Raw genomic sequence first — 20,264 nt, forward strand, 5'->3', positions numbered from 1 at the left:
TTTTCTGGAAGGTGGAGCGGGGCAGACTGACTTTGCTCTGTGTCTTATCAATAGTTTCATTGCCGCTGGTTTGGGTACCTTTTTGGCGGTTATCCTGGGGGTAATGGCTGGATATGCGTGTTCCCGGTTTCGCTTTTTTGGCAAAAATGACTATTTATTTTTTACTCTTTCCACTCGTATGTTGCCCCCTGTGGCTGTGATTATCCCTATCTATATTATGTTTTCGCGATTGGGGTTGCAGGATACGAGGTTGGGTATGGTTTTGCTCTATACTATGTCAAACCTTGGTTTGGCCATATGGATTATGAAAGGTTTTTATGATTCCGTACCAGTTCAGTACGAAGAGGCTGGGTTGGTGGACGGTTACACGCGCTGGAAAATATTTTGGAGGATTATCATTCCCTCGGTAAAGGGCGGTATTGCTGCAACCATGGGTTTTTGCTTTATTTTTGCCTGGAACGAATTTACCTTTGCATCGATTGTCACCACGCGATACGCGAAAACCCTTCCTCCCCGGATTGCTGCTGCTCTCGGTGCCGCGGGTCTTGATTGGGGTCAGGTTGCTGCAGCTGGATTTATTCTAATTGTTCCGGTTTTAGCGCTGTTCATTCTTATCCGAAATTACCTTTTAATGGGAATGACGTTCGGGGTTTTGGGGAGAAGATGAGGCGACTTGCGTTTTTTATAATTTTCGCCTTAATAAATATTTTCTGTTACCAGCTTGGTGCCATTAGTGTTCCCGCTTTCGTTCCTCAAGAAATGAGGCATTTTCTAAATAAGGTTCCGCTAAATTTAGATTGGCATTACACGTTGCCTCTTTTTGATTGCTCTAATCAAAAGATTGGGAAAGTGGTTGGTTATCGAGGTACGGAAGATACTCCTTATGAGTTTGTTTTTGTTGGGGATCAACTGATAGGAGTAGGGTTAGGAGAATATCTATCTAAAGTTTTAGAAGAGTCAAAGCGGTTGGCGCACGAAGCACTGATGAGTCGTTTTGGAGACCAAGTAAAAGTTTTGGATATACATTTAACCTGCATTAGCCCTGTGTCTTTCTGGGTAAGGATTATTTATAGCTACGAGGATAAAATTCTTGACGATCTTTATTTAAAAAGTGATTCTTTACATTTTACACTGGCTGAATGTAGTGGGCAGAACTTGGATTGGGAAAACGTCTCTTTGGTCACAGAATCTCCTCCGTTATCAGCCGGAGATTTTTCCTGGATTGAGGTCCGTCACGATTTCCCTTTTTGGGAGTACTATTTGAGTAGTCTTTCCAACGCCGTTGTCACTTTGGCGGATTACTGGAAAGCAAAAGGTTTTATTACAATGCCCATATACCCCGATGATCCTCATTTCTTATTGACTAATATTCATCTTATGATGCAGGATGTCGAAATGCTCAAAAGAAGGTGTGCTTGTGAGCAATCCGAAACCGGGGTATCGGAAATTTTGGAAAAGTTCATCAACGCTCGAGGTGGATCGGTGAGAGTTGTGACTAAAACTGTTTCTCTCGAGGATAATGTTGCTTCGAGCATTCAGGATGTAGAAAGGCTTATTCGCTTAGAGAATCAACCCTTCTTGTTTGAGTTGAAGGGAAATTGGAATACAAGTTATGGTATCGCAGTGGGATACGTTTCATCCCGAAATGGATTTTTTATAAGCACTCTTTTACCAGTGAAACCTGTTGGTGAAACAATGTGGAAACGATACTTCTTTCGGCTGACCCCAGGTTATATTCTCAAAATTTATGAAATTTCCACTGAAAGTGGGGAATAAAAGATGGATAGGAATAAAATGGACAAGAACGAAGGAATAGTAAATCAGAAAGAAGATGTAGTGGAGAAATTTATCAGGGTGAGTGATGCATTTACGCCTGCAAGAAAGACGTACGGTTTGTCAGATCGGACATTTATGTTTTTCTTTCTTCTTCCCAGCCTTTTCATTTTGCTGTTTTTGGTCGGTTATCCTTTCATTACTCTTATAAAGTCTGGTTTCTATAACTTTTCGGTGCTGAGAGCAGCAACTCCGCCCAAATTTATTGGCGTTGAGAATTTTTCTTTTATTTTGACTGACCCTTTTACTTGGGAACGATTCGTTTTTACAGGGAAATTCGTTATTTTAAACGTTCTGGTGCAGTTTCTTTTAGGAATCAGCATTGCCTATCTTTTGCAGAAGAACTTCAGGGGGAGAGGTCTTGTTTTGACGCTTATTCTTATGCCTATGATGCTCTGTCCAATTGTGGTGGGGTTGTTCTGGAAGTATATGTTTAATACTGAGTGGGGAATCGTTAATTACATTCTGGCACTTTTTAGAGTGAGTAAGATGGAATGGTTAGCTCGGGAAAGTGTAAGTATCTATAGTGTGATCATTGTGGATACCTGGATGTGGACGCCATTCATGATTCTGCTTGCTCTGGCCGCTTTTACCGCTATTCCAAAGTACCTTTACGAAGCAGCGGAAATAGACCGTGCTTCGTCTTGGTTTAAGTTCAGACATATCACTCTTCCTCTTTCGGCTCCAGTTTTAATCATAGCGGTTTTGTTCAGGATGATTGACTCGATTAAGGCTTTTGATTTGATTTATACCCTTACTGGTGGTGGGCCTGGTAGTGCAACGCAGACCCTTTCCTTTGATCTTTATAAGAGGGCTTTCCAGTACTTTTATACCGGCGAAGCATCTGCCTATGGTGTCATTCTTTTGCTTGTTATCATGAGCTTGAGCCTCATTTTCATTCGGTATCTTAACAGATTAGCGGCGCAAAATATACAAAGGTAGGTGTGGAAATTGTCCCTCGTTAGGTTAGAGAATTTGAAAAAATATTATGAAAATGTAAAGGCTGTTGATGGTATTAACTTACGAGTGGAAAATGGTAGTTTTGTGGTTCTACTAGGGCCTTCTGGATGTGGGAAGACAACCACTTTACGATGTATAGCCGGTTTGGAGATTCCCACCGAGGGAAGAATTTATTTTGATGAAAGGGACGTAACTGCCTTGAGTCCCAGCGAGAGAAATGTAGGTATGGTTTTCCAATTTTACGCTCTTTATCCGCACATGAAAGTGCTGGAGAATATTACTTTTCCTTTAAGAGCGTGTCGCGTCCCTCCCAGGAAGATTGAAGAGAAGGTCAGAGAAGTGGTGCAGATATTTCAGTTAAAAGATCTTTTGAAATATAAAGCAAGTATCTTACCACCTGGAGATCAGCAAAGAGTTGCTTTGGCAAGAGCTATTGTGCGTGAGCCTAATGTTCTTTTGCTTGACGAACCACTGAGTGCGCTGGATGAGAAATTTCGGGAAGAAATGCGGAGCGAATTAGGTAAGTTGCAGAAAAAGATTGGCATTACAACTGTATATGTTACTCATGACCAAAGGGAGGCCATGGCCTTGGGAGATGTGATAGTCGTCATGAGAGATGGCTTGATTTTGCAAATTGGTTCTCCCCAAGAACTGTACGAACATCCGAATTCGGTTTTTGTGGGTAATTTCTTAGGCACTCCAGGAATGAATTTCGTAGAGTGTGAGTATGATGAAGGTTCGCTGGTTTTGAAGGGGACAGATTACCGATTAAAGCTCCATAGGTCGGATTTGATTGACGCTCTCAAGAATTATCAAAACAGGGAGTTCATAATGGGAATAAGACCAGAATATGTCCATATCGATGGCGAAACAGGAAATGATGGTCTTCTATTAGAGATTATTGCTATAGAGCCTGCTGGTCGATATCGTCTCGTTGATTTTCTCGTGGGAGAAAAGATTTTTCGTGTGAGAACGGATTGGAGCTTGTCCTTAGTGACGGGACAAAAAGTTTGGAGTCGAATCAGGGAGGATAAGGTTTGTATTTTCGATCGCGATAATGGGATGGCTATCGTGAATTAAGGGGAGGAGTGTTATGCTTGAGCTGCGGAATATATCAAAAATCTTTGGAGACATCGTTGCTGTTGACGGTTTGAATTTGGAAGTACAGGATGGCGAGTTTTTCGTCATTCTTGGTCCTACTGGTGCTGGTAAAACCACTACGCTCAGAATCGTAATGGGTCTGGAAAAGCCTGACTCTGGAGAAGTTTATTATGATGGTCAGGAAATTACCCATGTCGCTCCTCCTTTAAGGAATTTTGCTTTTATGTTTGAATCACACAACCTTTACCCTGTTTTAAATGTATATGACAATCTTGCGTTTCCCCTTCGTTCGCCTCTTTTTAGGGTACCTGAAGATGAGGTAAAAAGGAGGGTGGAAAACATTGCCAGGGAGCTTCACATAACACATCTTTTAAAGCGCAAAGTTAGCCACCTTAGTGGTGGAGAACAGCAAAGAGTGGCGCTTGGTAGAGCTCTGGTGAGAAGACCGCGAATTTACATTCTTGATGAGCCGATAAGTAGTTTAGACTATAAGCTCAGGGAAGAATTGCAAACGGAATTCAAAAGAATTCACGAAGAGTATGGCATTACAATTCTTAGTGCTACTCATGATAATATTTCAGCTATGGCTATGGCAAGCCGTATTGGTATCATGGAGCATGGTAGAATCATTCAAGTGGGTTCCCCTCGTGAAGTGTATATCAATCCCGTGAATGTTAGTGTGGCTCGTATTATAGGAGCGCCTTCTATGAATTTCCTGGAATGCAATATTCTGAACGGGCAGTTGGCTATAAAGGATCGTCATGATTACATCTTTAAGGTGAGGTCTGAGAAATTTAAATTTTTGGAGGAGAAACTGAGAGGTGGAGATAGGGTTTTAGTTGGCATTTGGCCAGAAAGTATTCTGGTATCGGGAAGCGCAGATGAGGCTTGGATGAAAGCAGCTGTAGAAAATGTAGAATATCATGGCGCGGAGAAATTCGTTAATTTAAATCTTGGTGGGTGGCCCATTAAGGCGTTACTTCCTGGTGATTTTGTTCCTAGACACGGATCAGAGGTTTTTGTGCTATTTCCAGAAGAAAATCTTTATTTTTTTTATGTTGAAAGTGGTATGAGAATCTACACAAATTGAAGTTGGGGGTTGAAACCATGGGTCTTGATAATTCCTCAACCTTTTTGGCAAAGGGAATGGCTGGGAGAGAGAAAAAACGAAAGGTTGTTAATAGTATTGAAATTTTGGGTATGGGAATTATGGTGATGGGGATTGTCCTCCTTTTTCAGCCTTTTCATATCCAGCTTTTTAAGGGGGGTTTCCCTTTTCTTTTAATTGGTTATACGGTATACAACGTTTTTGCCCATATCCCGAGATGATAGAATCAAAATAAAGAAAGAAAGGAGCGAAAAATATGTTTAAGTTTGGGGTAGACACATTTATTTGGACGGAGGCTTTTTCGGAGAAGGATTTATGGGTGATCGATCGAGCGAAAGAGGTGGGATTTGAGGTCATCGATATTTTCATTTCCCATCCGGAAACGTTTCCAACGGAAAAGGTGAAGAAAAGAGTAGACCAGGTGGGTATCGAACCGGTGACGACCATTACCCTCAATGAAAAGACTAACCTTCTGTCACCAGATCCAAAAATACGGGAAAACGGGGTTGAGACCCTTAAACTGATGGTGGATATCAACTTGGCTTTGGGGTCGAAAATCATTGGGGGGGTGAATTATGCGGCTTGGGGCTATTTAACTGGTAAGCCTCGCACAGAAGATGAATGGAAGTGGTCGGTTGAGGCTATGCGTAAGGTGGCTGAATATGCAAAGGAAAAAGGGGATGTAGTCATCGCCGTAGAGCCAGTGCAGCGTTTTGAGACGCATTTTCTGAATATTGCTGAAGATGCCGTGCGGTACTGTAAAGATGTTGGTGTTCCGAACATGAAGGTTCATCTTGATTCTTTCCATATGATTCGGGAAGAGCGGAGTTTTAGAAAAGCGGTGGAAATTTGTGGCAAGGAGTATCTTGGTTATGTTCACGTGTGTGAAAGCGACCGAGGAGTACCGGGTACTGGCCTTGTCCCCTGGAAGGAGTTCTTTATCGCGTTAAAGGACATTGGGTACAGTGGACCTTTAGTGATTGAATCGTTTGACCCGAGCTTTGAGGAGCTGAACCGGATGTGTGCCATATGGCGAAAATTTGCTGAATCTGGAGAAACTTTGGCTGTAGAGGGTCTGAAAAATCTGAAAGCCATCGCCAGTGAAATTTGGACTTAGAGTATAGCCACAATCGCCTTTCTTCGTCCGTGATAAACCTGATGAAGAGAGGCGGTCTTTCCTTCCATATCTTGATTGGGTGATAAACGCTGAAGTTGGAACAAAACATCTTGACTTTTTGAATGTGATTTGATACTTTGTTAATCAACAATTGTTATAATTTTTGTTATCCAACAGTTATCCAACAGTTGTTGCAAAGGAGGGTCTAAATTGGATGGTTCAACCGATAAAGGCCTTTTGGCAAAGATTGCCAAGCTCTATTATCTTGATGATTTATCAATCATAGAAATTGCGAAGATTCTGGGTATGTCCCGGCAGCGGTGTTCGAGGCTTTTAAGGAAGGCGAAAGAGGAAGGGGTTGTCCAAATTGAAGTCATCGATCCTGCTCAAGAGGGTGTCCGGAATCTGGAAAAACAGATAGAGGGTAAATTTGGTCTTCGTAAGGCCCATGTGGTGAGTGTCTTCAGTCGGGACAGTGATTTAATTCGAAAAGCGGTAGGGGAAGCAGGGGCTCGCTTTTTCCTGAAAACGATAGCTCCGGGAAATAAAATTGGCGTTGCTTATGGTCGAACCCTGTATGAGCTCGTTCGCTATGTCCGACCATCCTTTATTCGAGAAGATTTGAATCTCAATGTAGTTCAGCTCATGGGGGGATTAAGTCGTATTTCTGCTAATGTGTTTGCCACCGAGATTCCCAAGCGTTTGGCTGAAGCTCTGAATGCTCAAGTGTACTACCTTCCTGCTCCCGCTTTCACCAAAGACCGGGTTACGCGCGATGCTATGTTAAAAGATGAGAACGTCCAGGCTACCTTGAAGGAGAAAATTGACTTGGCGCTGGTGGGTATTGGGAGTGTTTCTCCCGGTGCGATGCTGATCCAGACTGGGGCGATTACGGCTGATGAATACCAGGAGTTGCTTGCCAAGGGTGCAGTGGGTGATATCTGTGGAACGTTTTTCGATGTTTCAGGAAAAATTGTGGAATTCAGTGGCAATGAGCGTCGAATCGCCGTATCTCTGGATGATTTGCGCAATAAATGTCCTCTGGTAATCGGTGTTGCGGGTGGTTTAGAAAAAGCTGATGCCATTCTGGGAGCTTTGCAGGGTAAGTTCCTCCACGTGTTGATTGTGGATAGCCTGACGGCAGAGAAAATTCTGGGGGAGGTTTGAGTGGGTTATCGGGTCATGATTACTCTCTAACCGAAGGAGGTGATGTCAAGAGCGGAAATGGAATTGAAGTAGAAAGGAATACGTTGGATAGTTGTGGAAAATTGATTTTGGAAAATGGAAAAAATGATAGGAGGGATTTGAGGGCATGAAAAAGATGAGTGGGTTTGTGGTTGTTTTGATGCTCGTATTTTTGGTCTCTGTGGTTGGGGCTCAAGAAGATCCTCTGGCCTATTATCAGCAGGCGAAAGTCAACTGGAAGGCTTTTGAGGGAACGCAGTTAACGATTGGCTTGAATAAGCATCCGTTTACCGAGTCCTTAAGGCCGTTACTGCCTATTTTTGAACAGTTGACTGGTATTAAGGTTGCTTACGTGATTTTGCCGGAGGAGGAGTTTTTTGAAAAGCTCCTTATCGACCTTTCCAGTGGTGGTGGTATCTTTGATGTGTACATGACCTCACCTATGTTCGAGTGGCGATACCAGTATGCGGGATGGATTGAAGACCTGAATCCCTACTGGAATAACCCAGAACTCACGGATCAGGCCTGGTATAATCGTGACGATTTCTATGAGAAACCGTTGCGGGCCAATATGTGGGATGGAACGATTGCTGGAGGATTGGGACAGGGGCGGTGGAATGGTATTCCGGTAATGGTTGAATTCTTCTGCCAGGCTTATCGGAATGACTTACGAGAAAAATGGGGTCTCACTGTGCCCACCACCTATCCAGACCTCTTGGATACTCTGGCCAAAGCGGCTGAATTAGGAAAGCAGGAAAAACCTCAGGTGTACGGAGTCGCCAATCGTGGCATTAAAAGCTGGTCGACGGTGCATTCAGGGTACTTTACTGCTTTTAGCACCTACGGGCAGAAGGACCTCAATCCTGATTTAACGGCGGCGATCAACACTCCTCAAGCTAAAGAAATCACCAAGATCTGGGTTGATATTCTTCAGAAGGCTGGACCTCCGGGTTGGCCAAACTATACCTGGTATGATGCCAAACAAAACTTTGCTGCAGGGAGATTCTATGAAATCACAGATTGTGACTTCTTTGCGGCCACTTATGAGAATCCGGCTCAGTCGGTAGTAGCAGGCAAAACCGGATATGCATTGCCTCCAGCAGCGCCTGATGGAAACATTACTTCAAACATGTGGACCTGGTCCCTGGGAATGAGTTCGCTTTCTAAACACAAAGGGGCAGCATGGTTGTTCCTCTTGTGGGCTACTGCTCCACAGACCATGCTTGACGGGACTTTGAAGCACGATAACTTTAATCCAACCAGAAAATCGGTTTGGGAAAATCCAGCAGTGGTAGAGAAAACCATGAAATGGGGTACCAAACCTGGTGAATATCGAGAAATTGTGGATGCCATGTATGCAAAGTATGGTGACATCCGCTGGACTCCTAACCCCGATGTGACGGCGATTGGTGATATCTGGGCTGAAGCGCTCCATGAGGCGTATGAAGGGAAGAAAGCCGTGGATCAGGCCCTGGATGACGCAGCGGTGAAGATTAACGAGTTTATGGCGAAGTGGAAAAAATAGAGTTATACAGAGGGATGGTTCTGTGGGATGAGGGCAACCTCATCCCACAGAATGAGAAGAGAGAGGGGTGTCAATTTTGGCCAGTGGAATGGAGTTGCGTCAAAGTTTTTGGCGGAAAAATATTGCTTTGTTGCTTTTTCTTCCGGCTTTTCTTTTGACGGTAGGGATTCTCGCTCCTTTCGGTTATTCTGTGGTTATGTCTTTTACCAATTTCAATTTGACCACTGGAACTTCCAATTTTATCGGGATTAGCAATTATATAAAACTGGTTCGCGATCCGGAATTCTGGAACTCTCTCAAGGTTACGATTCTTTTTACCATCGGTGCGGTGCTTTTTGAAGTTGGCGTTGGTTTTATTGCGGCATATCTTTTGAATATCGGTTTATTGGGTCAGAAACTGTGGCGTACCCTTTTCCTCCTTCCGGTGATGTTACCACCTACGGTCGCAGCAATTATGTGGAAACTGATGATGGCCCCTATCCAGGGAGTGTTCAATTACCTTTTGCAACTTGTGGGACTTCCTGGTTCCGAATGGCTGGGAAGCTCAAGCACAGCTCTTTTATCTGTTATCCTCATTGATGCATATGTATTCATTCCCTTTGCTGGTATGATTTTCCTGGCAGGAGTCCAGAATTTGCCTAAGGAACCGTATGAGGCTGCAGCTGTGGATGGGGTTTCAAACTGGTTTACCTTCCGAAAGTTGACCATTCCTCTTTTGAAGCCGGTTATTATCATTGTGCTCCTCTTTAGGATTATGGATTGTCTCAAACATTTTGACATCATTTATGCAGCGACAAAAGGTGGTCCGGCCAGTGCTACAATGACTCTTTCAGTGCAGGCATACTATCACAGTTTTCGCTGGACGGCCATGGGATATTCTTTCGCACACCTCGTGGTGTTGTGGGCGATTGTTTATGCTTTGAGTTATTTCCTGGTGGGCCAATGGAAAAAGGCAGTTAGCGAAGTCCATGGATACTAATGCGGTGGAGGTTTGGGCGAATGAATAGTGAAAAGTTTTCTATAGTTCAGTTTGTGTCGCTTATTGGTCTTATTCTTTTGATGTTGTGGACCGCTTTTCCTCTTTATTGGGTATTCAATATGTCGATCCAAACACCCTTAGATGTTATTTCCTATCCACCAAAGTTCGTTTTTGATGCGACTCTGGAAAATTATTCGGTAGTGCTTCTGGGAAAAGCATGGTTGGGAAAGTATGAAACCGTTCAGACTGACTTCCCCCGTTATTTTTTGAATAGTTTAATTGTTTGTTTTGGAGCGGTGGGACTGAGTATGCTCGTGGGAGTGCCGGCAGCGTATTCCCTGGCCCGGTATAATTTTCGAGGTAAAGAGAACTTTGCTTTTACGCTTCTCAGTTTCCGATTTGCACCGGGGTTAATTGTTATCTTACCTCTTTTTGTCATTTTTAGAAGACTGGGTATTTATGGAACATACCATGGGATGATGATTGCCTACCAGTTGATTACCTTACCTTTTTCAGTATGGCTCATGAGAGGTTTCTTTGAGGATATTCCCATGGAATTGGAACATGCAGCCCGGATTGACGGGTATTCGTGGTGGGGAATTTTCCGCAAAGTTGATTTGCCTCTTGTTGCTCCAGGTATTGCAGCAACCGCGATTCTCTCTTTCATCTTTGCTTGGAATGAATTTCTCTTTGGATATATTCTTTCCTCTGATGTCACTCGGCCGGTTACTCCGTCTCTCATGGGGTTCATTTCCTACGAACAGGTTTTGTGGGGGCAAATGGCTGCTGCTGCGATTATCACCCTCTTGCCATCTCTGATTTTGGCCATTTTTATTCAGAGATACTTGGTGCGCGGTCTGACCTTTGGTGCAGTGAAGGGATGAGGAGGAAGACATGGTGGAGTTGGAGCTCAGAAATGTAACCAAGAGGTATGGGAGTCTGGTGGCAGTGAAAGACTTGTCCTTTAGAACCCGCAAAGGAGAACTTGTCGTTTTACTGGGTCCTCCTGGTGCAGGAAAGAGTTCCACCTTGAAGATGGTGGCTGGCGTGGAAAATGTGACATCCGGTGAAATTTTGATGGATGGTCAGGTCATTAACCATTTTGACCCCGCTGAGCGGGATGTAGCTATGGCCTTCGAGACGTATGCTCTGTATCCGCATCTTTCGGTGTTTGAAAATATCGCTTTCCCCCTGCGTTCACCGAAGAGAGCTCGTAATTTTTCTGAGGAAGCGGTGAGGAAAAGGGTTCTTGAAGTCGCTCGGTTTCTGGAAATTGACATGCTTTTGGAGCGAAAGCCAAAAGAACTGAGTGGTGGACAACGGCAGAGAGTGAGTTTAGCTCGATGTCTCATTCGGGAGCCCAAGGCTTTTCTTTTGGATGAACCGATTGCACATCTCGACGCTAAGCTCCGGCACCGCTTAAGAAGGGAATTGAAAAAATGGCAGGAAGAACGTGGTACCACTACTCTCTATACCACTACTGATTATCTGGAAGCTTTTTCGGTAGCGGATCGGATTACGGTATTAAATAGGGGGATCTTAGAACAAATTGGAACCTGGGAGGAGATTTATAACCACCCAGCAAGCCAATTTGTGGGTATGATTGTGAGTGATCCGCCCATGAACTACGCCGATGCAAATGTTGTTACAAAAGACGGTGAAATTGTTCTGGATGTGAAAGGGATTTTATTCAGATTGTCATCTTTTACCCAGGAAAAAATCCGTGCCATGAAATTCCAGGAAGTTATCATGGGTATTTTTCCAAGTAAAATTGTACCTTTAGCGCCCGGTTTATCTTCCTCTTCTGGGACAATTGTTCATGGTGTAGCGAAATTTGTGGAACTGCGTGGTTCGAGGAAAATTGTTTTCGTGGCTACTGAAAAGAACTTCACTTTCACCGTCCAGCTCTCAGCGGAGGAAAAGGTGAAACCGGGGGATACGGTGCAGTATTTCTTCGGAATGGAAGAGATTCAGGTGTTTGATCGAGAATCCAAAAAGAACATCATTTTCCTTAGTTAGGTGATGCAAAATGGCAGAGGTGCGAGTAGAGCATGTCTGGAAATTTTACCGGGAAGAGGCTGGTGCTGCTCAAAGGATAGAAGCAGTGAAGGATGCTTCGTTTCGGTGCGAGGATAGAGAATTTCTGTGTTTATTGGGTCCCTCAGGGTGTGGTAAGACCTCAACGTTGAGAATGATTGCTGGGTTAGAAAAGATTTCCCGAGGAGATATCTACATAGGTGAAAAAAGGGTTAATGATTTGCCACCGAAGGACCGAATGTTGGCCATGTCTTTTGAGTCGTACGCCCTGTATCCGCCTTTGAGTGTATACGATAACATCGCTTTTCCCCTGCGAGCGAGGAAATATCCCGAGAACAAGATCAAGGAGAAGATATCCATTGTGGCGGACCTCTTAGATATTGGAGATATTTTGAGTTTTAAGCCGGCAAAGTTGAGCGGTGGTGAGCAGCAGAGGGTTTCTCTAGCTCGGGCTTTGGTGCGGGAAGATGCTCAGGTGACGCTGATGGATGAACCAATATCACATCTTGATGCTCAATTGAAGGCCAAACTCCGTATCGATTTGAAGCGAATCCAGAGGGAATGGAATTTAACAGTCATATATGTGACCCACGACCAGCTTGAAGCACTCAGTATGGCTGATAAAGTGGTGGTTATGAATCTTGGGGAAATTCAGCAGGTCGGAAGCCCAGAAGATCTCTACGAAAGACCAGCGAACCTTTTTGTAGCTGGTTTTATTGGTGAACCTCCGATGAATTTCATCGAATGCTCCTTGGTGGAAGAAGGTGGACAATCCTTTCTTAAATTCCATGAATTTACCTTTCCTCTTTCCAGTGAATTGGCTCAAAAAATGAAAAAAGAGGATGGCAAAGAAAAGTGGATTGTGGGTGTCCGTCCTGGTGATGTGCTTTTGGGAGTGGAAGTGGAAGGTGGGTACACCATGAAGGGTTTGGTATATAGCGTAGAACCTTTGGGAGAATCTTCTATTGTTATTCTGGAGGTAAACGGGCAGAGAATTTTTGCGGAAGTAGCTGGTTCTTCGGTGGAAAAAGAGGGAAATGTGGTGACTTTTTCTTTCCACCGGGAAAAGGCTCACATCTTTAATGCTTCAACAGGAAAGTCTATCAAAATATAAAGGGGTGAAACCATGTCGTATTTTGAAGCGGTTGAGGGTTTGCCAAAAAAGATGAAGGCGGTGGTAGCGTATAAGCCCGGGGATTATCGGCTTGAGGAAGTGGACGTACCCGACCTTGATGATGAGGAAGTGTTACTCCGGGTGGGAGGATGCGGAATTTGTGCCGGGGATGTGAAGGGGTACCATGGTGCACCATCGTTCTGGGGTGGAGAAGGGCAACCGTCGTGGATCAAGGCTCCTTTTATTCCTGGGCATGAGTTCTACGGTCAGGTAGTGGCGCTGGGAAAAGGAGCCAGGGAGAAGTATGGGTTATCTTTGGGAGATTGGGCGGTTTCGGAACAGATTATTCCCTGTGGAAAATGCCGCTTTTGTCTTGAGGGAAAGTACTGGATGTGCGAAGTGCACAATATTTATGGTTTTCAGGGTAAGGTGGCCGATGGTGCCTATGCTGAGTATGTGAGGCTTCCCAAAACGGCCAGAAATTATAAACTGCCGGAAGGTTTCCCTCTGAAGGTTGCCCCCTATGTGGAACCTCTGGCTTGTGCTATCCATGCCGTAGAGCGGGGTGATATTCAGTTTAACGATGTGGTGGTGATTGCTGGGTTGGGAGCCCTGGGCTTAGGGATGGTTCAGGCAGCCCGATTGAAGAACCCCAAAATGCTGATCGCGATTGATATTCGGGAAAAACGTTTGCAGTTAGCCAAGGAATATGGTGCTGACTTAATTTTGAATCCTCAAAAGGAGGACGTGGTAGGCAAAGTGAAATCCCTCACCGGTGGGTATGGCTGCGATGTGTATATCCAGGCCAGTGGCCATCCCTCCGGAGCGGTTCAGGGTTTGCAGATGATTCGTAAGCTCGGTCGTTTTGTGGAATTCAGCGTCTACAATGATCCGGTGACCGTGGACTGGAGTATCATTGGAGACCGGAAAGAACTTGATTTGCGCGGTGCCCACTTGAGTCCCTATACCTACGAGAGCACGATTCGGTTTCTGAACGATGGTCGGATCAAGGCGGATCAGATCATCACCCATGAGATTCCCTTGGCTGAGTTCAAAAGAGGTTTTGAGATGGTGGAGAAAGGGGAAGAGTCAATTAAGGTCGTATTGATTCCATAAGAAGAAGGAGTGAGAGAATGTACCTGGCTATTGCATCGGACCATTTTGGGTATCCCTTGAAAGCAGTGTTGGTGGAACACCTGAAGAGTAAGAATGTGGAATTTGAAGACCTGGGAGTTTTTTCAGAGAATGAAGTGGTGGATTACCCTGATGTGGCGTTAGAGCTTTGTCTTGGAATTCGAGAGGGAAAATATCAGTATGGGGTTTTGGTCTGCGGAACCGGCATCGGAATGGCTATGGCGGCCAACAAGGTTCCAGGGATATACGCGGCCTGTGCCCATGATATCTACTCTGCAGAGCGAGCTAAGAAGAGTAACAACTCTAACGTTCTTACTTTAGGGCGACACATTGTGGGTCCGGAGTTGGCCAAGATGCTCCTTGATGCCTGGTTAGGGAGTGAATTTCAGGGCGGAAGGTCGTTACCCAAAGTGAAGAAAATTCGGGAGATAGAGAAAAAATTAATGAAGGGGGAATAAATAGTGAAAAAGTTCATCAATCATCCAGAAAACTTAGTTGAGGAAATGTTGGAAGGATTTGTCAAGGCCAATGTTGATAAGGTTCGGAGATTACCCACCGAAAGGGTTCTGGTGCGAAAAGATGCACCAGTGAAAGGAAAAGTGGGAATCGTGACTGGGGGTGGTTCAGGACATAAGCCGGCTTTTATCGGATACATTGGGAAAGGCCTTGTGGATGCGGTGGCAGTGGGTGATATTTTTGCTGCCCCCCCGGTCCAGAGAGTATATGAGGCCATCAAGGCCGTGGATGGTGGAAAAGGAGTTCTCCTGTGTCTGGGAAATTACTCTGGAGATGTGATGAACTTTGGCATGGCTGCTGAGCTGGCTCAGGCAGAGGGAATTCCAATAGAGAGTGTCATTGTGAATGATGATGTGGCCTCGAGTCCTAAGGATCGGATGGATAATCGCCGGGGTGTAGCTGGAGAGGTCATTCTCTGGAAAGTGGTGGGAGCTCTGGCGGAGGAAGGAGCAGATTTAGCCAAAATGAAGGAGGTGGGAACCCGGGCTGTTTTTAATACCCGCAGTCTCGGGGTAGCCCATACACCCTGTATCATGCCTTCTTCAGGGAAGCCGAGTTTTGAGATTGGGGAAGATGAAATGGAGATTGGTGTAGGTCACCATGGAGAACCGGGTATACAAAGGATGAAAATGATGAGCGCTGATGAAGTTACAGAACTCATGACTTTGAAAGTGATCGAAGACCTTCCTTTTAAATCTGGGGATGAAGTGACCGTGCTCATCAATGGACTGGGTTCAACTTCACTTCTTGAAATGTACATCTCTTTCCGGAAGGTGGCTCAGATTCTTGCCGATCATTCCATCAAGATTCATCGGACATACATTGGTGAATTCTTTACCTCCATGGAGATGGGTGGTTTCTCAGTGACACTCACCAAAATGGATGATGAATTAAAGCGTCTTATGGATGCCCCCTGTAACGGAGTTCACTTTATCCAACATTGAAGTAAGGGAGGTTTTGCGGTGGGCGTATCGTTTGAAAGAGTGAAAATGGCTTTTGTTCGAATACTTGAAGAACTAGAAAAAAATCGCCAGTATCTCAATGATCTTGATGCTCCGATTGGGGATTCAGACCACGGAGATAGTGTCACCAATGCGTTTCGAAAAGTAAAAGAAGCAGTGGATAAATATCCAGAAGGAGATCGGGATATTGGAAAACTTCTTCAAGAAGTGGGGAAATCCATCATCTTTTCCGGAGGGGCGGCCATGGGGCCTCTTTATGGGACTGCCTTTATGGATGCCGGGAAGGTGGTCAGTGGGAAACCTGAGCTGACTCCTCAGGATGTGGTGACCATGTGGGAAGCTTTTGCCGGAGGCATTGCCCGTCGAGGAAATGCTAAGATGGGCGAAAAAACCATGTACGACACCATTTATCCCATGGTGGAATCGCTCAAGGCATCTTTAGCTGCTGGAGAGGGCTTTGAGGAAATGATAACGAGGGCCATCGAAAGAGCTCGGCAGGGAATGGAATCAACCAAAGATATGCTCTCTCTGCGAGGTCGTTCCAGCCGCCTTGGAGAACGAAGCATTGGTCACATTGATCCTGGAGCTGCGTCGAGCTTTATCGTCATTAAGGCATTTCTGGAAACATTACTTGAAAAGTGAGGAGGATTTGGCTTGAGTGAATTTCAGGTTGATATTTCGTTTTCCTTAAAGGATAAAGTTGCTCTCGTTACCGGTGGAGCCCGAGGGATTGGCAAGGCTATCGCCATCCTCTTTGCTCAAAATGGTGCCCGTACGGTACTGGTCGACCTTGACCCGGTGGTGGAGTCAGTAGCACGAGAAGTTTCCGCGTTGGGCAATAGCAGCATTGCGGTTGTAGCTGATGTGACGAAGAAAGAAGATGTGGAAAAGGTTGTAACCACAGCGGTCCAGGAGTTTGGGACGATTGATATTCTGGTCAATAACGCTGGTGTAGCATACCTCGATGATGCAGAAAACCTTTCCGAAGAGTCCTGGGACAAAACCATGGCTGTTAATCTCAAAGCTCCTTTCTTGCTGGCTCAAACCGCAGGAAAGGTGATGATTCAGAATAAGAAGGGAAAAATCATCAACATTGCTTCCCAGGCTGGAATCGTTGCTCTTGATAAACATGTCGCATACTGTGCCAGTAAAGCTGGCCTTATTGGCATGACCAAGGTTCTGGCTCTGGAATGGGCGGAGTTTGGCATCAATGTCAATGCCATTGCTCCTACGGTGATTTTGACTGAACTGGGCAAAAAAGCCTGGGCTGGTGAAGTAGGAGAAGCCATGAAAAAGAAAATCCCCTTACGACGTTTTGGTTATCCGGAAGAAGTCGCTGCTGCAGCGCTCTATCTTGCGAGTCCTGCTTCAGACCTTGTGACTGGAGAGACTCTGGTCATCGATGGTGGATATACCATTCAGTAAAGGAGGTGAGAGAAGGCAGAAATTCGATAATCCTCGTGTGGGTGTCGTTTATGATGTAAGGGTGTGAGATGTTTTCGTTAAAATTTGGAAGGAGGGATTTGTAATGATCAAAAAGGTCACAATGTTGGTGGTGAGTTGTTTTTTGGTGTTTGGTGTAACAGCGCTGGCTTTTGGTTGGAGCCTTGAGGAAGCAGCGAAACCTTATGCTGGAGCGACGATACGATTTATTACCGAAACGACGCCCCCCAGTTACTGGATTGAGGAAGCTTTGCCTGAGTTTGAGAAAGCGACTGGCATCAAAGTAATTGTTGAACGGCAAGCACATCCTCACCTTGAGGAGAAGGCGTTAATGGATTTTGCAGCGGGGACTGGAATCTATGACGTATTTAACTTTGATTATTCCTGGACTGGCAAATATGTGAAAGCTGGATATATTGAACCATTTGATAAATACATTAACGATCCGAAATTGGCTGATCCGAACAATGACCTTAAAGATTTCTATTCCCGGATGTGGGAGGGAACCAGCTGGGATGGTGTCCCTTATGGTTATCCTTTCGACAGCGTTATTGAGTATCTCTTCTGGAACAAGGCCATTTTTGATAAATATGGTGTAGCTGGACCACCAAAAACGCCGGATGAGTGGATGGATGCCATGGCAAAGCTTAATCATCCACCAGAGCTCTATGGAACTGGGATGCAGGCCAAGCGACATCTCTCTATTGTCTGTGAGTGGCTCAATGTCCTGTGGGCCTTTGATGGTGACCTGTACGATGAAGATTACAACGTACTGCTCAACAATGAAAATGCCATGAAGGCTACAGAATTCTATAAGAAGATGGCTGAATATGCACCTCCTGGTGTGACCACCTGGACCTGGGACGACGTGAACACTGCGTTGCAACAAGGAATTGTGGCGCAAACCATCCAATGGGACGAAAACTATGGAAGCATGGAAGATCCCGAGGAGTCCAAGGTTGTTGGTCAAATGCGCTACGCTCCAGTTCCTACGGCTCGCGCTGATGGGAAACCGGTATCTCACTATGGTGGTTCAAGTTTAGGTATCCCAGTTTCTTCCAAAAATAAAGAGGCAGCCTTCCTCTTTATTCAGTGGGCGACAAGCTATGATGTCCAGCTTCGGGGTGTAGGTAAAGGGTCTTCTCCTACAAGAAGGTCCATTTATCAAATTCCGGAACTAAGGGCAAAATATCCCAGCTTTGAGGCGACCGACGCTGCAGCCGAAACCACATTCTGGAGACCTCGTATTCCTGAATGGGATGAAATGGTGGAAGTACTGGCTCTGGAGCTTAATTCAGTTGTGGCTGGTGCAAAAGACGTGAAAGAAGCTCTGGCTACTTCAGCGGCGAAGATTGAAGAAATTCTTGTGAAAGGTGGTTACAAGAAGTAATTTTTTGTTAGTTGGGGGAAGAGTGTTCTTCCCCCAACTAACAAAGGGGGTAGAAAATTTTGTCTAAAGACCATTTTTCTCTCTATCGAAGGTTCAGTTCCTGGATTTCTAAAACCGAAAATCGTTTCAAATGGGTTTTGATTCTACCCACCATTGTTCTTTTAGCTTTGATTACAGTATATCCTACTCTTTACGCCTTGCGATTAGCGTTATCTGATTATAACCTGGCTCGAGCAGCTGAAACCCTCAAGGGTTATATCGGTTTGGACAATTTTCGAGAAATCTTAAAAGATGTAACTTTTTGGGGTTCTCTGAGAACGACTGTTGTATTCACAGTCGTTGTGGTAACCGTCGAGTTTTTCTTGGGTCTTGTGATTGCGCTGATTCTGCAGGGGGTGATTACCCGCTCAAAGATTGTCCGTACTTTCATTCTGTTACCTATGATTATGGCTCCCATCGTGGTAGGGTTAACCTGGACCTATCTCTATCAATCAGAATTTGGTTTGGTTACTTATATTCTACGCAAACTTCATCTTATGAGTTATCGAACTGCGCCCCTTGCTGATGTAAGGACTGCGCTTCCAGCTCTTATGGTTGTGGACATATGGCAGTGGACCCCTTTTTTGATTATGGTTCTTCTCGCTGGGTTAGAGGCTCTTCCTACTGCTCCCTATGAAGCAGCGAGGATTGACAAAGCTCCACCTTTTCTTGTATTCCGGAAAATTACTTTGCCACTGTTGAAGCCTGTTATTCTCATTGTTTTGGTTTTGCGAATTATGGATGCAATCAGGGTTTTTGATATCGTGTACGCTTTAACTGAGGGTGGTCCAGGAGAGGCAACCGACGTGCTTAGTATGTTTATCTATCGGAATAGCTTTTATCTTTGGAATATCGGTAAAGCTTCGGCACTCTCTTTCATCTTGCTTTACATCATTATGATTATTTCGGTTATCCTGGTGAATGTGCTGAGCCGCGTTAAAGAAGCTGTGTGATGGTTGTGTAGTGCAAAGCAGTGCTTTTTAAGGGGTGATGTTTTTGGAAAAAGAGAGAGCAAAACTTATAGTGGCGTGGGTGATTATTACCGTTATTATGGTGGTCAATGTACTGCCGTTTGTCTGGTTAATCTTAACTTCTTTGAAGACTCGCCTCGATATCTTTGCCATCCCCCCACGTTTTATTTTTCAACCTACATGGAAGAACTACGTATCGGCCTTTGGGAAGAGGCATTTTCTCCCCATGTTCTATAATAGCCTCATCATCTCGGTAAGTACCACGTTGCTTTCTCTGGCTGTTGGAACACTGGGTGCATATGCTTTAGCCCGTTTTCGTCTTTTTGGAGGGAAACACATTTCCTTTTGGATTCTCAGCACCAGAATGTTTCCGCCTATCGTTCTTGTTATTCCCTTCTATATTATGGCCACTCGCTGGGGGTTGCATGATTCGAGATTTCTCATGGTGATTGTGTATACAACCTTTAATCTACCTTTTGTGGTGTGGATTATGCGCAGTTTCTTTGAAGATATTCCCTATGACCTCGAAAAAGCCGCTATGGCTGATGGGTACACTCGATGGGATGCCTTCTGGAAGATTATTCTTCCTTTAAGCGCGCCAGGCCTAGTGACCACGGCAATTTTGTGTTTCATATTCTCCTGGAATGAATTCCTGTTTGCCAACGTTTTGACTGCGGCGGTGGCCAAAACCGTTCCCGTGGGTATTCGTGGATTGGTGACCTCCCGGGCAATTGAGTGGGGTGAAATTGCGGCAGTGGCGACTCTGCAGGTTATTCCTGTGCTGGCCTTCACCTTTGCGGTGCAGAAGTATATCATCAGGGGTCTCACCTTAGGTGCAGTAAAAGGTTAA

21 protein-coding genes are annotated in these 20,264 nt (G+C 44.9%); all 21 read left to right on the forward strand.

Annotation, left to right across the window (positions count from 1 at the left end):
• Nucleotides 1–667: carbohydrate ABC transporter permease (locus ABDK92_06085; protein MEN3186191.1), on the forward strand; the 667-nt coding region annotated here is incomplete at its 5' end.
• Between the two features lie 182 nt (nucleotides 668–849).
• Entirely contained in the window at nucleotides 850–1,776 is a 927-nt protein-coding gene (locus tag ABDK92_06090; GenBank protein MEN3186192.1) for a hypothetical protein, read from the forward strand.
• Nucleotides 1,777–1,779: 3 nt separating this feature from the next.
• Nucleotides 1,780–2,775 carry a sugar ABC transporter permease gene (locus ABDK92_06095; GenBank protein ID MEN3186193.1) on the forward strand — a complete coding sequence of 332 codons (996 nt, stop codon included), beginning with the start codon at nucleotides 1,780–1,782 and terminating at the stop codon, nucleotides 2,773–2,775.
• Nucleotides 2,776–3,873: an ABC transporter ATP-binding protein gene (locus tag ABDK92_06100; GenBank protein MEN3186194.1), complete on the forward strand. Its 1,098-nt coding sequence runs from the start codon at nucleotides 2,776–2,778 to the stop codon at nucleotides 3,871–3,873.
• A gap of 13 nt (nucleotides 3,874–3,886) precedes the next feature.
• Nucleotides 3,887–4,984: an ABC transporter ATP-binding protein gene (locus ABDK92_06105; GenBank protein ID MEN3186195.1), complete on the forward strand. Its 1,098-nt coding sequence runs from the start codon at nucleotides 3,887–3,889 to the stop codon at nucleotides 4,982–4,984.
• A 17-nt stretch (nucleotides 4,985–5,001) separates the two neighbouring features.
• Nucleotides 5,002–5,223, forward strand: coding sequence for a hypothetical protein (locus ABDK92_06110; GenBank protein MEN3186196.1), 222 nt, complete (start codon nucleotides 5,002–5,004; stop codon nucleotides 5,221–5,223).
• A 35-nt stretch (nucleotides 5,224–5,258) separates the two neighbouring features.
• Nucleotides 5,259–6,119: a sugar phosphate isomerase/epimerase family protein gene (locus ABDK92_06115; GenBank protein ID MEN3186197.1), complete on the forward strand. Its 861-nt coding sequence runs from the start codon at nucleotides 5,259–5,261 to the stop codon at nucleotides 6,117–6,119.
• Between the two features lie 210 nt (nucleotides 6,120–6,329).
• Nucleotides 6,330–7,286 carry a sugar-binding transcriptional regulator gene (locus tag ABDK92_06120; protein ID MEN3186198.1) on the forward strand — a complete coding sequence of 319 codons (957 nt, stop codon included), beginning with the start codon at nucleotides 6,330–6,332 and terminating at the stop codon, nucleotides 7,284–7,286.
• Between the two features lie 145 nt (nucleotides 7,287–7,431).
• A complete protein-coding gene (locus ABDK92_06125; GenBank protein MEN3186199.1) occupies nucleotides 7,432–8,829 on the forward strand; it encodes an extracellular solute-binding protein in 1,398 nt (465 codons plus the stop codon).
• Nucleotides 8,830–8,905: 76 nt separating this feature from the next.
• The gene (locus ABDK92_06130; protein ID MEN3186200.1) at nucleotides 8,906–9,808 is read left to right on the forward strand and encodes a sugar ABC transporter permease; all 903 of its coding nucleotides are present in this window, start codon (nucleotides 8,906–8,908) and stop codon (nucleotides 9,806–9,808) included.
• A gap of 20 nt (nucleotides 9,809–9,828) precedes the next feature.
• A complete protein-coding gene (locus ABDK92_06135; GenBank protein MEN3186201.1) occupies nucleotides 9,829–10,692 on the forward strand; it encodes a carbohydrate ABC transporter permease in 864 nt (287 codons plus the stop codon).
• A 10-nt stretch (nucleotides 10,693–10,702) separates the two neighbouring features.
• Nucleotides 10,703–11,827 (forward strand): ABC transporter ATP-binding protein, encoded by a 1,125-nt coding sequence (locus ABDK92_06140; protein ID MEN3186202.1) that lies wholly within the window; start codon nucleotides 10,703–10,705, stop codon nucleotides 11,825–11,827.
• Between the two features lie 10 nt (nucleotides 11,828–11,837).
• Complete coding sequence (locus ABDK92_06145; GenBank protein ID MEN3186203.1) at nucleotides 11,838–12,959, forward strand: ABC transporter ATP-binding protein; 1,122 nt, start codon at nucleotides 11,838–11,840, stop codon at nucleotides 12,957–12,959.
• Nucleotides 12,960–12,971: 12 nt separating this feature from the next.
• A complete protein-coding gene (locus tag ABDK92_06150) occupies nucleotides 12,972–14,075 on the forward strand; it encodes an alcohol dehydrogenase catalytic domain-containing protein (GenBank protein ID MEN3186204.1) in 1,104 nt (367 codons plus the stop codon).
• 17 nt (nucleotides 14,076–14,092) lie between these two features.
• Nucleotides 14,093–14,551: a ribose 5-phosphate isomerase B gene (gene rpiB, locus ABDK92_06155; protein ID MEN3186205.1), complete on the forward strand. Its 459-nt coding sequence runs from the start codon at nucleotides 14,093–14,095 to the stop codon at nucleotides 14,549–14,551.
• 3 nt (nucleotides 14,552–14,554) lie between these two features.
• A complete protein-coding gene (locus tag ABDK92_06160; GenBank protein MEN3186206.1) occupies nucleotides 14,555–15,553 on the forward strand; it encodes a dihydroxyacetone kinase subunit DhaK in 999 nt (332 codons plus the stop codon).
• Nucleotides 15,554–15,571: 18 nt separating this feature from the next.
• Nucleotides 15,572–16,213 carry a dihydroxyacetone kinase subunit DhaL gene (dhaL, locus tag ABDK92_06165; protein MEN3186207.1) on the forward strand — a complete coding sequence of 214 codons (642 nt, stop codon included), beginning with the start codon at nucleotides 15,572–15,574 and terminating at the stop codon, nucleotides 16,211–16,213.
• A gap of 12 nt (nucleotides 16,214–16,225) precedes the next feature.
• A complete protein-coding gene (locus ABDK92_06170; GenBank protein ID MEN3186208.1) occupies nucleotides 16,226–16,996 on the forward strand; it encodes an SDR family oxidoreductase in 771 nt (256 codons plus the stop codon).
• 103 nt (nucleotides 16,997–17,099) lie between these two features.
• Nucleotides 17,100–18,404, forward strand: coding sequence for a sugar ABC transporter substrate-binding protein (locus ABDK92_06175; GenBank protein MEN3186209.1), 1,305 nt, complete (start codon nucleotides 17,100–17,102; stop codon nucleotides 18,402–18,404).
• Nucleotides 18,405–18,463: 59 nt separating this feature from the next.
• Entirely contained in the window at nucleotides 18,464–19,396 is a 933-nt protein-coding gene (locus tag ABDK92_06180) for a sugar ABC transporter permease (protein ID MEN3186210.1), read from the forward strand.
• Nucleotides 19,397–19,439: 43 nt separating this feature from the next.
• Nucleotides 19,440–20,264 carry a carbohydrate ABC transporter permease gene (locus ABDK92_06185; GenBank protein MEN3186211.1) on the forward strand — a complete coding sequence of 275 codons (825 nt, stop codon included), beginning with the start codon at nucleotides 19,440–19,442 and terminating at the stop codon, nucleotides 20,262–20,264.

The organism is Atribacterota bacterium, assembly GCA_039638595.1.
In the GTDB taxonomy this organism is placed as follows: Bacteria; Atribacterota; Atribacteria; order Atribacterales; family Caldatribacteriaceae; genus Profundicultor; species Profundicultor thermophilus.